Source organism: Lysinibacillus sp. CTST325 (genome assembly GCF_054665055.1).
In genome coordinates, this window is sequence record NZ_BAAFHO010000004.1 from 263,188 (window position 1) to 278,280 (window position 15,093).

The following is a 15,093-nucleotide window of genomic DNA, read 5'->3' on the forward strand; positions in this document are numbered from 1 at the left end:
AAACAATTATTTATTTCTACAATATTGATTTATTTTTCCATAATAATCAATTTAAATACTAGAAAATTATGAATATTTATTTTAACAGAGGTTTATTTCTTCTAATGCTCGGGACAAGATACACTACTACTTCATATGCCATATATTAGCTATATATGGGAGGGAGAAAAATGGCAAGACGTAGACAACAACAAGACCCAAATCCAAATACGCAAGCAAGTTTCCTAGGTGCTCAAGAAGCAGGTCTCCTAGGTGAAGACACAGGTGTCCAAGGTGGAAATATAACCTCTACGAAAGTAGAATTAATATCTTCAATGGTTTTGACAATAGGGTATTCATTAGCAACCCTCTCCAACATTTTAGCATTGCAGGAAGAAGAGGCAATTGAACAATCAAGATCATCAGACGCGCAAAATCAAAATGTACTTTTTAGACAAATGCATAGGCATCTATCACATCTCAACAATCGTCTAGATTCCATTGAACGAAAAATCAACCGATATTAATAAATACATACCCAAAAATACCGCTAATTATAAAAAGCCGCGATTCTCCGTCATAAAAGAGAATCGCGGCTTTTTTACTATACTATGATAATGAGCTTTCAGTCTTCTTCCCTAATTACAGCTATACATACCCATGTTGAAGGAACGTCATCTATTGTACCAAGATAGAATTCGTTATTACCTAGTTTAAAATTCCCTTCAACATCATGCGCTGCCTTTCCGTCAGTTAAGGAAGAAATCATGGTCAGTATCTTTTCATTTGTGAAACCGTATACAATACAAAACGACACATTTTGTACAAAATTGCTTTCACACTCATTATATTGATATATTTCTATAATTTTTTCAAGAATATTGCTTAAAAAATCTTCATAGATTAAAAGATGCAATCAATTAAAAGAGCTTTATTACTTCTTCATACTCTTCTGTTGTGAATACTCTAGAGTTTGTAATGAAATGCCTATTTTCAACACTATCTAAAGAAAAACTTGCACCTCTGCCCTCAATCGCATGAATAATCAATTGCGTATGCTTAAAATATTCATATTGCGCTCTATGAATGTAAAAAGGAACGTCACCTATTGTACCAAGATAGATATCGTTTTCACCAATTTTAAAATCTCCTTCTACATAACACATCGGTGCAGAGCCATCACAGCAACCTCCAGATTGATAAAACATGATAGCGCCATGCCTACTCTTAATTAGCTCTATCAAATTTAAAGCCTCTTTTGTTGCAATCACTCGTTCTGCCATGTTGTTATTCATCCCTTGGTATTAGAAAAATCCTTGTGCTTCTTTTTTGTAGCTCACTAAAAGACATTTAGTTTGTTGGTAGTGATCTAACATCATTGCGTGGTTTTCACGACCGATACCAGAAAGTTTGAACCCACCAAATGCAGCACCCGCTGGATATTGATGATAAGTGTTTGTCCAAACACGACCAGCTTGAATAGCTCGACCTGCACGGTAAGCAATGTCACCAGAACGTGACCAAACACCAGCACCTAAACCATATTCTGTATCATTTGCAATTTCCATTGCTTCATCGAAATCTTTGAATGTAGTCACGCCAAGCACTGGACCAAAGATTTCTTCTTGGAAGATTCGCATTTTATTGTGACCTTTGAAAACTGTTGGTTTAATGTAGTTACCTCCTGCAAGGTCGCCTTCAAGAATATTTTCTTCTCCGCCTATTAAGCACTCAGCACCTTCTTCTTTACCAAGTTTTAGGTAAGAAAGGATTTTTTGTTTTTGTTCGTTAGACGCTTGAGCACCCATCATGACTTCTGTATCTAATGGATTACCAATTTTAATAGCTTTTACGCGTTCTAATGCAAGTTCAATGAATTTATCGTAAATGGATTCTTGAACAAGTGCACGTGAAGGACAAGTACAAATTTCACCTGAGTTTAATGCGAACATCACAAAGCCCTCAATTGCTTTATTTAAATATTCATCATCTGAAGCCATTACGTCCTCAAAGAATACATTTGGTGATTTACCACCTAGCTCTAACGTTACAGGAATAATATTTTCAGTTGCATATTGCATAATTTGGCGACCAACAGCTGTTGAACCAGTAAAAGCAACTTTTGCAATTCTTTTGTTCGTTGCAAGTGGTTTACCAACTTCAACACCAAAGCCGTTTACAATGTTAAGTACGCCTTTTGGTAGAATGTCTTGAATTGTTTCAATTAACACTAATAATGAAACTGGCGTTTGCTCAGCTGGTTTCATCACGATACAGTTACCTGCTGCAAGTGCAGGAGCAATTTTCCAAGCAGCCATTAAAATCGGGAAGTTCCAAGGAATGATTTGGCCAACTACACCTAGTGGCTCTTGGAAGTGGTATGCAACAGTGTCGTTATCTAATTGTGTTGTGCGTCCTTCTTGTGCACGGATAACACCTGCAAAATAACGGAAGTGATCAATTGCTAAAGGAATATCTGCGTTTAAAGTTTCGCGAACTGCTTTACCATTATCCCATGTTTCTGCAACAGCAATCATTTCTAAGTTTTCTTCAATACGATCTGCGATTTTATTTAAAATAGATGCACGCTCAGTTGCGCTTGTTTTACCCCATGCATCTTTTGCTGCGTGTGCTGCATCAAGAGCAAGCTCAATATCTTCAACTGTTGAACGAGCTGCTTTTGTGAAAACTTGACCTGTTACTGGTGTTTTATTTTCAAAGTATTGACCTTTTACTGGAGGAACCCATTCGCCACCGATAAAGTTATCATATTTTTCTTTGAAATTTACTACTGCACCCGGAGTATTAGGATTTGCATAAATCATAGTATCAATCTCCCCATATTTTATTTATGAAACCGCATACAAATTATAACGACACAATTCAATTTATATTAATCTGTTTCATGTGTCCTATATTGATACATCAAAATAGTTTTTTCAAGTAATTAACCCTGTTAATAGTGGAAAATAGTTTTTTTAAAATAAAGAAATTTCTGTATTTCATTAATAACATTTATGATTTGGTTGGCAACAAAGCCTTTCGATTTCCCTTTGTCATCTTTTTTAACTATACTTAAAGGAGAAATAATCGAGAGGAGTGTTAAGATGCAAGAAGTACATGTAAAGACGTTGCAGGAATTATTGAATTCTTTCGCCAATAAAGACGTTTATATTCATCTTGAGACGACAAACGGTTCTTATGCAGCACACTATGATGAGAAATTTTTCAATGCAGGTGCTTTTATTCGCAATGCAAAAATCAACTATGAACTTGCTAAAGTGGTAGATGATTCACCCCATCGTGTCGGATTAAAAATGGCACATGGCTGGGTTTATGCTCAAGGCATCACACATTTTGAATTAGATGATTTAGGCCGTTTATTAATGGCTGGACTAGACTACTCAGGTAAATTGGCGATTGCACTCGAAATTAGCGAAACGCCATTTACTTACTAAGGGGGACGGCTTTTTGAATTCACAACCACAACGTCATATTTTAATTGTTTACCCTCACCCAGATGATGAGGCTTTTTCAGTTGCTGGAACAATTGCCTATTATACAAAGAAGATGAATACACCTGTTACATATGCCTGTTTAACTTTAGGTGAAATGGGACGTAATTTAGGAAATCCACCTTTTGCAACACGTGAATCTTTGCCTGAAATTCGACGTAAGGAGCTTGTTGCAGCAGCAGAGGCTATGGGAATACAAGATTTACGTATGCTTGGTTTCCGTGATAAAACGATTGAATTTGAAGACGACGAAAAAATGGTAAAGCTTGTTGAAGGTTTAATAGAAGAGTTAATGCCTTCTCTTATCATTACATTCTTGCCTGGTTTTGCAGTGCATCCTGACCATGAGGCGACAGCACGTGCCGTAGTGGAAGCTGTTCGACGTATGCCAAAAGCTGCACGTCCACAAGTGTTAGGCTGTGCCTTTGCAAATGATACGATTGAAAAAAATGGAGAGCCACATGTTGTCAACGATATCAGTGAAATGAAGATGGATAAAATTAAAGCATTACAAGCACATGCATCTCAAACTGCTTGGATGATGCAAGAAACAGAAAAACGTGTTGATGACGGTGAGCCAATGAGTGAAAGCTGGCTTAATATTGAAAAATTCTATATTGTGAATCCTGATCAATATGTAAAATAATAATAAAACGGTTCTGTCCTCTTTCTTCATTGAGAACAGAACCGTTTTATATTAAGCGACCTTCATCTTTTTTAAAAAATGAATAGTGAAAGTTATAAAGAAAATAATAATTAACACAACAAAAAACATATAATGCGGAACGTGAATACCGATGACGCTGGCCAGCATTTTCAATGCAATAATCCCAATAATAATAAATGCTGTTGCCTCTAATTCAGGTATTTTTTCAATAATGATTAAAAATAAGCCCGCAATAGTTCTCATCATTAAAATACCTAACATCCCCCCAATTAGTAATATCCAAATTTGATTGGATATCGCAAAAGCGGCAAAAATCGCGTCAATTGAAAAAGCAATATCCATCAGTTCTACAGAAATAACCGTTGCCCAAAATGTTCCAAAAAGACGAACCAACAACCCTGTTTTTTTCATCTCCTTGGTACTATCTGCTTCCCCAATCTGTAAGAAATGAGCAACACATAGCCAACCTAAATACAGGGCTCCTAGCAATTTAATAAACCAAAATTCTACCAAATAAACACCTATACCAATAAATAAAAATCGGAAAAAATAGGCCCCTAACATACCGTACATTAATGCTCGTTTACGTTGCTTGTTTGGCAAATGCTTCACTAGCACTGCTAACACAAGTGCATTATCTGCTGAGAGTAAACCTTCTATTATAATTAGTGTTGATATTAACCCCCAAGATACAGGGTCAGCTAAGATCTCTTTCCACATCTCCCAATTGAAAAATTGCATGTATGTAGATAGAATTCCTTGAATGATTTCCAATTACATACCCTCCTACTTGTCCTAAGGTATTCTATTATATGCTTGACCATTTTTGTTATGAGGAAATGTGTGCATCCTTTATTTCTACAAAAAATTCTCGTAGAAATTTAATTATTCTGCATTTTGTAGTTTTCTAGCAGAAATAGACACCGAAAATTTAGAATTTACTAAAAATTAATAACAAAAAGCTTATAATATGTGCTATCATAGATAAATGTTTTAACGTATACGGAGGATGAATATTATGGAAGCTGCTGACACTAGAACTGTGCAGGTAGAAAATATCTTGATTGCACATCATTTCTTAAAAGACGTAGTGGTGCACACGCCGCTACAAAAAAATGACTATCTATCCGAGAAATATGGCGCTAATATTTATTTTAAACGCGAAGATTTACAGCATGTACGCTCATTTAAACTTCGTGGTGCCTATTATAAGATTAAAAAAATTGAAGAAGAGGCTCGTAAAGTTGGCGTCGTTTGCGCGAGTGCGGGTAATCATGCCCAAGGCGTGGCCTACGCTTGTGCTCAATTGAAAATTCAAGCAAGTATTTTCATGCCTCAAACAACACCTAAGCAAAAAATTGACCAAGTGCGTATGTTTGGTCGTAATTATGCAGAAATTATTTTAGCAGGTGATACCTTTGATGATGCTGCAGAAAGCGCATTTGCTTACTGTGATGAACACGATAAAATCTTTATTCACCCATTTGATGATTTTGATGTCATTGCTGGACAAGGAACGGTCGCAGTTGAAATTATGAATGACATGGAGGAACCAATCGATTATGTGTTTGGTAGTATTGGCGGCGGTGGCTTAATGTCAGGTGTTTCTGCCTATGTGAAAAACCTTTCCCCTAACAGTAAAATTATCGGTGTAGAGCCTTCTGGGGCGGGCAGTATGAAGGCTGCATTTGCTGAAGGCGGTGCAGTGGCACTTGATTGGATTGACAAATTCGTAGACGGTGCTGCGGTAAAGTGCGTCGGTAATCACACATATGATGTTTGTCGTCGCTACTTAGACGACATCGTACTAGTACCAGAAGGAAAAGTATGTACAACGATTTTAGATCTTTATAATAAACACGCTATTATCGCAGAGCCCGCTGGAGCATTATCAGTAGCAGCACTCGACTCCTATAAAGAGGAAATTAAAGGGAAATCAGTCGTTATCATCATTAGTGGTGGTAATAATGACATCGGTCGTATGCAGGAGATTAAAGAAAAGTCTTTAATTCACGAAGGCTTACTATACTACTTCATCGTTAGTTTCCCACAACGTGCAGGCGCACTTCGCCAATTCCTAACAAGCGTGGTAGGACCAAATGATGACATTACAACTTTCGAATATACAAAGAAAAACAACAAAGAAAGTGGTCCTGCCCTAGTCGGTATCGAGCTTGGCAATCGTGAAGACTATGAAGGATTACTCGCTCGCATGAATGAATTCGGCTTCAAATACAAAGAAGTAAACAACGACATTCAACTATTTGGCTTACTAGTCTAAACGAAAGGGTCACACTTGCTATGTGAGTGTGGCTTTTTTAGGTTTATCGGGGCACTTTTGATTGTTTATCTACCAACTTTTTTAATTTATCTACCAACTTTTTTAGTTTATCTACCAACTTTATCGATTTATCTACCAACTTTCCAAAAATATCGACATCTACCTTACAGGCGACACTATCTGACCGCACCGATAGTTTGGTCGCTTACATTTAATCTAACAATTTGGCAGGAATTACATATTTTCTATTTTTATTTTCACCAACCGCTTCAAACTTTAACTTTTTCAATAAGTAATGAGCTATTCTCTCTGAGTCAATATCAAAAAACTCCCGAAATTGAGCATTAGAAATATTGTTTCCCATCATTAGCTGATAATCTTGTAATGCTACTAGCATCGATTTATTATCTGTCCGTTGACAATTGCTGCAACGCCATTTCCCAAAGAAATACTGCACTTTATGCTGGTACTCACATTGTGAACATAATGCCCCTTTTCTTAGTACACCCCAGTCGATCTCTGGTATCCATTGTGTTGGTTCATGCTTCATTAGGATGTGCTCAGCGATTTGTCTCAAATCTTTTTCACTCAAACAAACTTGTGAATGTCGTAAAAACAGCTGCTCCATCTTCTCAGCCAAACCACTCACATGAATAATCGGTTGCGCCGACAAACTTGACGTCATAATCATATTCGTATTTGCAGAGACGATCATATAGACAATAGGTATAGGATAACCTGCCTTTTGAAAAATCTGACGCAAAAACCTAGCATGCCGCTTCACTTGATCAAAGGGATTTCTAAAGCCATCTACTTTGCCATCAGAAGTAATTCGAATAAATTGATGATGATCTTCCATATATTCTATACGCCCAACGATATTTTTGATTTCCACTATTAAAACAAAATTTCGCGACATAAATAATGTATCCATTTGATGTATTGCTCCACCTTCAGCATTAAGCTGTACATCATGCAATAAATAATGCGCATGCTCCAAATAGATTTCCCGCCATTCTCGATCTACTCTTTGCTCGCCAGCATACCCTGCTCTTGTTCTATTTAGCATTTCTTGATAGTAAGTAGATTTTGGGTGAGATTTCGGTAACCTCCTTTCAAGCATTTCTAATGTGAGTTGCTTCGATGATACTTCGCGCCTTTTTAGTAACATAGTTTCACCCCCTTTAGCCAGATTATAATGCTCTTTCGAAAGAGTTTGCTTATTTATCGAGAACTTTTGATTGTTTATCTACCAACTTTATTGATTTATCTACCAACTTTTTTAATTTATCTACCAACTTCCCAAAAATATCGACATCCAGCAAAAAAAACGCCCACAGTTCAACTATGAGCGTTCTAGCATTTATTATCCTAGTAGCGCACGGTCTGAGTTCATTTTCTCTCCGCGGATACGTTCGAACTCTGCCATTAAATCTGGAATGGTTAATTCATGCTTGCGATCCTCGCTAACCTCTAAAATGATTTGACCTTTATCCATCATAATCAATCGATTTCCTAAGTCTAATGCTTGTTGCATATTGTGCGTGACCATCAATGTCGTTAAGTTATCTTTCTCAACTAAATATTTCGTAATACGTGTGATTAACTCTGCACGAGATGGGTCAAGTGCCGCCGTATGCTCGTCTAACAATAAAATCGAAGGCTTCGTAAATGTTGCCATTAAAAGAGATAAAGCTTGACGCTCCCCTCCCGAAAGTAAGCCGACTTTTGCAGACAATCGATTTTCTAGATTTAAACCCAACATCTCCAACGATTCCTTGAAAAATTCCCGACGCTTTTTATCAACACCGAAGCGCATGCCTCTACTCTTATTACGTGAGTAAGCTAATGCTAAATTTTCCTCAATTGTCATTGTTGGTGCTGTACCAGCCATCGGATCCTGGAATACGCGACCGATATAGTGAGAACGCTTATATTCTGGTAAAGTAGTAACCTCATTCCCATCAATTGAAACCGTGCCAAAGTCTGGTGTTAACGCGCCAGAAACCATATTCATCATGGTCGATTTACCAGCACCATTACTGCCGATTATTGTGACAAAATCCCCTGGCTTTAAGTGCAAATTAATTTCTGCAAGTGCCACTTTTTCATCAGGCGTACCTTCATTAAAAATTTTATTAATGCCGTTCAATTTAAGCAAGGCGCTTCCCTCCCTGCTCAACCGTCTTTACTCGTGTCCTCTCTGTTGCGCGCTTCACCTTACGTTTGCGTTCCTTACTCTTATTGATAAATTGTGGTAAAACCAACGCTATAATAACAATGATAGCTGTTATTAATTTCATATCTCCTGAATCAAGGAAATCTACTCGTAATGCTAATGCTAAAATAATGCGGTAAATGATCGCTCCAGCAATGACAGCGAAAGTTGTGCGCATAATCGTTTTTGTACCGAAAATGGCTTCGCCGATAATAACAGAGGCAAGACCGATCACAATCATCCCAATCCCCATACTGACATCTGAGAACTTTGAATATTGAGCGATTAGAGCTCCAGAAAATGCAACAAGCGCGTTAGAAAGTCCTAGCCCTAGAATTATAAGTGTATCTGTATTGGCCGAGAAGCTACGAATCATACGCTTATTATCACCGGTTGCTCGAATAGCCAATCCAACCTCTGTTTTTAAGAACCAGTCTGCAATGAACTTAATTAAAATCGTAATGATTAATACGACGATTATCGTACTCCATGTTGAAGGTGGTTGCTGAACGCCGAAGCCTTTTAGTAGGTTATTTAATGCACTATCGATTCCTAAATTACTCCAAAATGCTTGAAACTTTGAAAATAAAGTCTCTGAATTTAATAGTGGAATATTCGGACGACCTATCGTATTTTCTGCAGTGGATCCCATAATTCGTAGGTTAATAGAATACAAAGCAATCATCATTAAAATCCCCGATAATAGAGGATTAATTTTTCCTTTTGTGTGAAGAATTCCTGTCATACATCCAGCAATAAATCCAGCAACAATTGCCACTAAAGTCGCTAAGATTGGGTGGTAGCCAAGCATAATCATCGTCGCTGCTGTAGCCGCCCCTGTTACAAAGCTTCCGTCAACCGTTAAGTCCGGAAAATCTAACACGCGGAATGTTAAATACACACCAAGTGCCATAATTGCATAGATGATCCCTTGCTCCATCGCGCCAAATATTGCCAAAAACATAGTTGAATCATCTCCTAATAAACAAATTTTTATTAATAATTCTTCTTGAGATCCATTTCCTAAATGATGGAGCTCAACACTAATAAAGACCATTGAAAGCCATACATAATAGAATCAATTATTTTTAAGGTTTTAGCACGACGGCTTGTGATAACTTCTTGTGAAGCCCAGTGCTTTAATGGCTCATCACCAAAAGTTGGAGATGATATTTATTAAAAAGTAGATAAGTTGAATGGAGACTGGGCGACTCATTGGGGATCAGCGTCACAGATGAGACTCTGAAGCGAGCAGGCAGAAGAACGAAGGCGAAAAAAATCACGTCCTGTGATAACGCTTTCGTGACCAACATCCTGCTGCTGCTGACGCTTCGCTTTCGCGCAAAAATATCCTGCTGCTGATGCTTCGCTTTCGCGCAAAAAACATCCTGCTGCTGACGCTTCGCTTTCGCGCAAAAACATCCTACTACTGACACTTCGCTTTCGCGCAAAAAACATCTGTTGCCCCAAGCCACTCATCGGACGGCCTCAGGAAGCTTTGCTCTGTGCGAAAACGAAGCGACTGCAACAAAGCGCCCAATCAACCTTACGTTATGATAATGAGCCAATTTAATAGAAATTTCACATGAACTCGTCATCGACCTAAAGTACTTAAAAAGTAGATAAAGCGGGGGCAGCTATAGTTCTCCCCCGCTTCACTCCAATGATGATCATGTCAGGTCATTACTTTTCTAACAGCTCTGCACCCCAAGAATCTTTAATTTCGATTCCTAAATCATCTGCTACTTTTTTATTGATTAATAGTTTTAGTTTTTGTGGGTATTGCGCTGGTATATCAGCAGGTTTTGCTTCACCTTTTAGAATCTTCACAGCCATTTGTCCCGCTTCATAACCGATGTCATAATATTCAAAACCATATGCTGCTAAGCCGCCACGTGCAACAGAGTCAAGCTCTCCTACAACTAGTGGTAATTTATTAGAGTTTGCTACATCAATTACAGACTCAAGAGCCGAAACTACTGTATTATCAGTAATGATATAGAATGCATCTGCTTTACCAATTAATGATTCAGCAGCTTGTTTTACTTCTGCAGAAGTTGCCGCAGATGCCTCAACTACTGTTAGGCCTTGCTCAGCCATAACTTTTTTCACTTCTTTTACTTGTGCTACTGAGTTTTGCTCACCAGCGTTGTAAACCATACCTACTTTTTTCGCACCTAATTCCTTTAAGAATGCTACTGTTTTCGAAATAGTATCAGGATGTAAATCAATCGTTCCTGTTACATTTTTCGCTGGCTTCTCCATAGATTCAATGAGCTGTGCGCCAACAGCATCCGTTACAGAAGTGAAGACAATTGGAATATCACTAGTAGCAGTCGCCGCTGCTTGTGCAGATGGCGTAGAGTTAGCAAAGATTAAATCTACGTTGGCACTTACTAAATTGTTTGCAATCGTCGTGTTAAGACTGTTATCCCCTTGCGCTATTTGTGGATCGTAATCAACTTTTAAGCCCGATTCTTCAATTGCTTTTTTGAAACCTTCAGTTGCAGCATTTAAAGATGGATGTTCAACAATTTGAGTAATCCCGATTTTATACGTTTTGTCATCTGCATTGCTACTCTCACTTGCATTATTCTTTTCTTTCTCTTTCGAATCTGATGAATTAGAACCACCGCTACCACAAGCAGCAAGCATTAAAACTAACCCAAATAACAGGAACGAAAGCTTTTTTAAATTGCTTTTCACAAATAATCCCCCCCGATATTATCTCTGATAGTTATCACACTTTATCCAAACAAAGTGTGAATGTATCGCTATATTATCTTTATTATATCGGTTCGTCAACAACATTATGAATGTTCTGACTATTAAACTTAACTAAATATTTTTTCTTTTCTCTCAATTTGTCGCTTTAAACCGCTAAACTACGCTGTTTTTACAAATTGATTTCTTTTTCTAACATAACAAAAATTTTTTTGACAATTTTCGCAAAATTATTTTTCAGAGATTTGATTTTCAAGAAATTTATATAAACCCAAAAAGCCTGACATTCCCCATAAGAAATGTCAGGCTTTCATAACATTATTTATTCGCTATTACTTCTTCAAGATATCTACTAACCAACTTCTGTAATGGGATTTCTGGAAAGCACACATTCGTTTGAGCCCTCCTTGATTGCTGAGTAAAAACACCCCGCGAGTGCTTTAGAATTGCCCTCTCGTACTCTCTCTTAATGGTTCATTTTTTTGCTAACAAGATTGATCTACACGTTTCAGTCTCCTTTTTTACATTTAATGCATATGATGCAAATGAGACTAGTGCCGTTTTCAAAAAGGAGGAATACCATGAACAATGAAGAAATCGATTTAAATCAACCTTCTGAGAAGCAAAATGCAAAAACAGGAGATATTGACACAATCATTTCTAATCTTTGTGACAGTCTATTCGAATTCGCTCTAGATTTTGCATTAAATGCCTTAGAATATACAAAAGACTTAGATGAAGAACTAGAATATACGGATGAATTTAAAAAGCAACTGGACGATTTAATTTTAGAAATAGAAGAAATTAAAAATGTTTTAGATGAGTAGTTTCAAATCAGAACCCTTACTACTTTCGCTCCAAGATATCTCAAATATTAAAAAGTAGAGGTGTCTAAATGCAAAATCCCCAAGAAATGTGTACGAAATTTGCTCAGATTGCCAACGGAAAAGCTTCAACGGAACATGGTGTATGCTCAGTAAGACTTAATCGCAATCTTAATGTTATGATTCAAGGTCGCCCAAGTCGTAGTGCACTTCATGCTGGGATCACATTCGAATCACTCGATATATATGGAAATGCACTTAACTTAGGTGAAGTTGTAGTGCTTCAAGAGGAATTACCTCCATTTGTTAAGGTACTTGCAGAAAATAATTTGATTATAAGTGCTGTTCATAATCACTGGATTTATTCAGACCCAGTTATTTTATACGTTCACTTTCAATCAATAGAGCCTCCATTAATCTTTGCCCAAAAATTTGCTCAAGCATTTAGTGTTTTAAAAAACTACTGATAACTACACTTGTTAAAAGAACTGCTTAGAACAGTTCTTTTTGACATGACTGGATAGCTCCATCACCTCTAAGGTTCGAGGTTACTTCTCATCTATAGACCGTCTGCCGAAGAAGAATTTAGCGCTGCTATTTCTGCATAAGTTTCTTTCGTATCTTAGCAAGTGTACAAGCCCCCCTTTTTTATGGATTCCAAAATTCGAATCCTATTCACGCACACTCTAATGAGCAAATAACAAGAGCTAAATATTACCTTTAGCACTATGAATTTCTGCGTTTTTTTTACACATCGCTATTTACAAGTAAGCATGAACATTGATATGATTGCATTTGCTTCCCGTGGTTCGTAACCATCCCACGTAAAAAAACTAAGGAGAAATGAATATGAAAATAAAATTTTTAGCAACGAGCGGCATTATTGCAGCTCTCTACATTGCTGTTACATTATTAGTCGCACCATTCGGCTTTACAGAGGTGCAGTTCCGACTATCTGAAATGTTTAACCATCTAGTTGCCTTTAACCCTCGTTTTGCCGTTGGAATTATTATTGGTGTATTTATCTCCAATATATTTTCACCAAACGGCATTATCGATTTGTTTTTCGGTGTAGCCCATTCGATGATTACCCTTGGGTTGTTCATTCTTATTTGTAAATTTGTCAAAAATATTTGGGCTCGTTTAGTCATCAATACATTGTTATTTACATGCACAATGTTCATCATTGCCTTAGAATTAAACATAGCATTAGAATTACCATTCTTTTGGACATGGTTGACTGTTGCTGCAGGTGAATTTGTTGTTTTAGCAGTCGGTGCACCGATTATGTATTTATTGAATAAACGCTTAAACTTCAAAAATTTAATTTAATTTAATTTAAAAGACGGATCTTATTAGATTCGTTTTTTTCTTGCTTCCAAGATACCTTGACACTATTCTGAAAATACTTTACAATTCATTTCAATAAATGCTAAGAAAAAGAATAGTAGCAAGCGATAGTACTTAAAGAGAGCTGATGGTTGGTGCAAATCAGTAGTACTTACTTGTGAATGGGCTTTGGAGCAGCCTCATCAAATGTGAGGACGAATTTACTCCCCGTTACCGGAGTACGAAAGCGCGCAATTTTTGCGAATGAAGGTGGCACCACGGTTACTCGTCCTTTTTACAGAAGGATTGTAGTGACTTTTTTTTATGGAAAAATGAGAAAAGAGGAGTCGAGAGAAGATGAGTATAGTAGTAGAGAAAAAAGGATATTTCGGTGAATTTGGCGGTAGCTTTGTTCCTGATGAGCTTCAAAATGTATTAAATATTTTAGATGAAAACTTCCAAAAATATAAAGATGATGAAGACTTTAATAAAGAGCTAGATTATTATTTCCATGAATATGTTGGGCGCAAATCTCCACTTTATTTTGCTGAAAATTTAACAAAACAATTAGGCGGCGCAAAAATTTATTTAAAGCGTGAAGATCTTAACCATACAGGTTCACATAAAATTAATAACGTTCTTGGACAGATTTTATTAGCAAAGCGCATGGGTGCTAAACGTGTGATCGCTGAAACAGGTGCGGGTCAGCATGGTGTAGCAACAGCAACTGCTTGTGCAATGTTCGGGATGGAGTGCACAATTTATATGGGTTTAGAGGATACAAAGCGTCAAGCATTAAACGTCTTCCGTATGGAGCTTCTTGGTGCAAAGGTAGTAGCTGTTGATAAAGGCCAGGGGCGACTAAAGGATGCTGTGGATGAAGCATTTGCTGATTTAGTTGAAAACCATGAGACGACTTTCTATTTACTAGGTTCTGCTGTTGGACCTCACCCATTCCCTTTAATGGTGAAGCATTTCCAATCAGTCATTAGCCGTGAAAGTCGCGAACAAATTTTAGAAAAAGAAGGAAAGCTACCAGCAGCAGTACTTGCTTGTGTCGGTGGCGGTAGTAATGCGATTGGTGCCTTTGCAGAATATATTGCAGATGAAAATGTTCGCCTTATTGGCATTGAACCAGATAAGGCAGCAACATTAAATGAAGGAACACCGGGTGAATTACACGGCTTCAAATGTTTAGTACTGCAAGATTCAGAAGGCAATCCACTACCAACGTATTCGATTGCCGCTGGACTAGATTATCCTGGAGCTGGTCCAGAGCATAGCTATTTAAAAACAATTGGTCGTGGAGAATATGTAACGGTGACGAATGAAGAAGTGCTTGAAGCATTCCAAGTATTGTCGAAGGTTGAAGGAATTATTCCTGCACTTGAAAGCTCCCACGCAGTTGCTCATGCACTAAAGCTTGCGCCAACATTATCTCCGGAAGAGAGCATTATTATCAACATTTCCGGGCGTGGAGACAAAGACGTAGAACAAGTATTCCAAATGTTAAATAGATAACAAAATGAAAGAGCGACTTCCCTTTATGGAAATCG

The 15,093-nt window shown here is 37.4% G+C and carries 17 protein-coding genes, 1 riboswitch and 1 other annotated feature; of the genes, 8 read left to right on the plus strand and 9 right to left on the minus strand.

Translation table 11 applies throughout. The annotated features are described in order from the left end of the window. Positions 1–170: 170 nt before the first annotated feature. Entirely contained in the window at positions 171–506 is a 336-nt protein-coding gene (locus ACYQ73_RS12875) for a hypothetical protein (protein ID WP_460012847.1), read from the plus strand. Positions 507–604: 98 nt separating this feature from the next. Here ACYQ73_RS12875 and ACYQ73_RS12880 read toward each other — a convergent pair whose 3' ends face one another. From ACYQ73_RS12880 to exaC, 3 genes are read right to left on the minus strand one after another with little or no spacing between them, the layout of a single operon-like run. Next, positions 605–895 carry a hypothetical protein gene (locus tag ACYQ73_RS12880; RefSeq protein WP_460012848.1) on the minus strand — a complete coding sequence of 97 codons (291 nt, stop codon included), beginning with the start codon at positions 893–895 and terminating at the stop codon, positions 605–607. A gap of 4 nt (positions 896–899) precedes the next feature. Next, positions 900–1,262 carry a DUF779 domain-containing protein gene (locus tag ACYQ73_RS12885; protein ID WP_460012849.1) on the minus strand — a complete coding sequence of 121 codons (363 nt, stop codon included), beginning with the start codon at positions 1,260–1,262 and terminating at the stop codon, positions 900–902. A 21-nt stretch (positions 1,263–1,283) separates the two neighbouring features. Continuing rightward, a complete protein-coding gene (gene exaC, locus ACYQ73_RS12890; RefSeq protein WP_049667948.1) occupies positions 1,284–2,804 on the minus strand; it encodes an acetaldehyde dehydrogenase ExaC in 1,521 nt (506 codons plus the stop codon). Positions 2,805–3,086: 282 nt separating this feature from the next. Between exaC and ACYQ73_RS12895 the strand changes: the two genes are divergently transcribed. Continuing rightward, positions 3,087–3,437 (plus strand): YojF family protein, encoded by a 351-nt coding sequence (locus ACYQ73_RS12895; RefSeq protein ID WP_460012850.1) that lies wholly within the window; start codon positions 3,087–3,089, stop codon positions 3,435–3,437. Positions 3,438–3,450: 13 nt separating this feature from the next. Further along, on the plus strand, positions 3,451–4,140 hold the full coding sequence (gene bshB2, locus ACYQ73_RS12900; RefSeq protein WP_460012851.1) for a bacillithiol biosynthesis deacetylase BshB2: 690 nt from the start codon (positions 3,451–3,453) through the stop codon (positions 4,138–4,140). A gap of 51 nt (positions 4,141–4,191) precedes the next feature. Here bshB2 and ACYQ73_RS12905 read toward each other — a convergent pair whose 3' ends face one another. Next, a complete protein-coding gene (locus ACYQ73_RS12905) occupies positions 4,192–4,935 on the minus strand; it encodes a TerC family protein (RefSeq protein ID WP_460012852.1) in 744 nt (247 codons plus the stop codon). Between the two features lie 244 nt (positions 4,936–5,179). Between ACYQ73_RS12905 and ilvA the strand changes: the two genes are divergently transcribed. Continuing rightward, the gene (gene ilvA, locus ACYQ73_RS12910) at positions 5,180–6,442 is read left to right on the plus strand and encodes a threonine ammonia-lyase IlvA (RefSeq protein ID WP_460012853.1); all 1,263 of its coding nucleotides are present in this window, start codon (positions 5,180–5,182) and stop codon (positions 6,440–6,442) included. 211 nt (positions 6,443–6,653) lie between these two features. Here the strand turns inward: ilvA and ACYQ73_RS12915 are convergent, their stop codons facing one another. The 5 genes from ACYQ73_RS12915 to ACYQ73_RS12935 all read right to left on the minus strand — a co-directional run bounded on the left by ACYQ73_RS12915 (position 6,654) and on the right by ACYQ73_RS12935 (position 11,366). After that, on the minus strand, positions 6,654–7,613 hold the full coding sequence (locus ACYQ73_RS12915; RefSeq protein WP_460012854.1) for a nuclease-related domain-containing protein: 960 nt from the start codon (positions 7,611–7,613) through the stop codon (positions 6,654–6,656). A 195-nt stretch (positions 7,614–7,808) separates the two neighbouring features. Next, positions 7,809–8,603, minus strand: a complete 795-nt coding sequence (locus tag ACYQ73_RS12920; RefSeq protein WP_460012855.1) for an ABC transporter ATP-binding protein — start codon at positions 8,601–8,603, stop codon at positions 7,809–7,811. Beyond that, positions 8,596–9,624, minus strand: a complete 1,029-nt coding sequence (locus ACYQ73_RS12925; RefSeq protein WP_460012912.1) for an ABC transporter permease — start codon at positions 9,622–9,624, stop codon at positions 8,596–8,598. The genes ACYQ73_RS12920 and ACYQ73_RS12925 overlap by 8 nt, the downstream gene beginning before the upstream one ends. A gap of 248 nt (positions 9,625–9,872) precedes the next feature. Beyond that, entirely contained in the window at positions 9,873–10,139 is a 267-nt protein-coding gene (locus ACYQ73_RS12930) for a hypothetical protein (RefSeq protein WP_460012856.1), read from the minus strand. 204 nt (positions 10,140–10,343) lie between these two features. Further along, entirely contained in the window at positions 10,344–11,366 is a 1,023-nt protein-coding gene (locus tag ACYQ73_RS12935; RefSeq protein WP_460012857.1) for an ABC transporter substrate-binding protein, read from the minus strand. A 599-nt stretch (positions 11,367–11,965) separates the two neighbouring features. On the opposite strand from ACYQ73_RS12935, the gene ACYQ73_RS12940 reads away from it, so the two are divergent. From ACYQ73_RS12940 to trpB, 4 genes are all read left to right on the plus strand, one after another. Next, positions 11,966–12,211 carry a hypothetical protein gene (locus ACYQ73_RS12940; protein WP_460012858.1) on the plus strand — a complete coding sequence of 82 codons (246 nt, stop codon included), beginning with the start codon at positions 11,966–11,968 and terminating at the stop codon, positions 12,209–12,211. Positions 12,212–12,279: 68 nt separating this feature from the next. Continuing rightward, entirely contained in the window at positions 12,280–12,675 is a 396-nt protein-coding gene (locus tag ACYQ73_RS12945) for a DUF1259 domain-containing protein (protein ID WP_460012859.1), read from the plus strand. A gap of 331 nt (positions 12,676–13,006) precedes the next feature. Further along, a riboswitch (PreQ1 riboswitch) is annotated at positions 13,007–13,051 on the plus strand. A gap of 6 nt (positions 13,052–13,057) precedes the next feature. After that, positions 13,058–13,540, plus strand: a complete 483-nt coding sequence (locus ACYQ73_RS12950; protein ID WP_460012860.1) for a QueT transporter family protein — start codon at positions 13,058–13,060, stop codon at positions 13,538–13,540. Between the two features lie 93 nt (positions 13,541–13,633). Beyond that, positions 13,634–13,834: a binding site (T-box leader), on the plus strand. Positions 13,835–13,894: 60 nt separating this feature from the next. Continuing rightward, entirely contained in the window at positions 13,895–15,058 is a 1,164-nt protein-coding gene (gene trpB, locus ACYQ73_RS12955) for a tryptophan synthase subunit beta (RefSeq protein ID WP_460012861.1), read from the plus strand. Positions 15,059–15,093 lie beyond the last annotated feature (35 nt).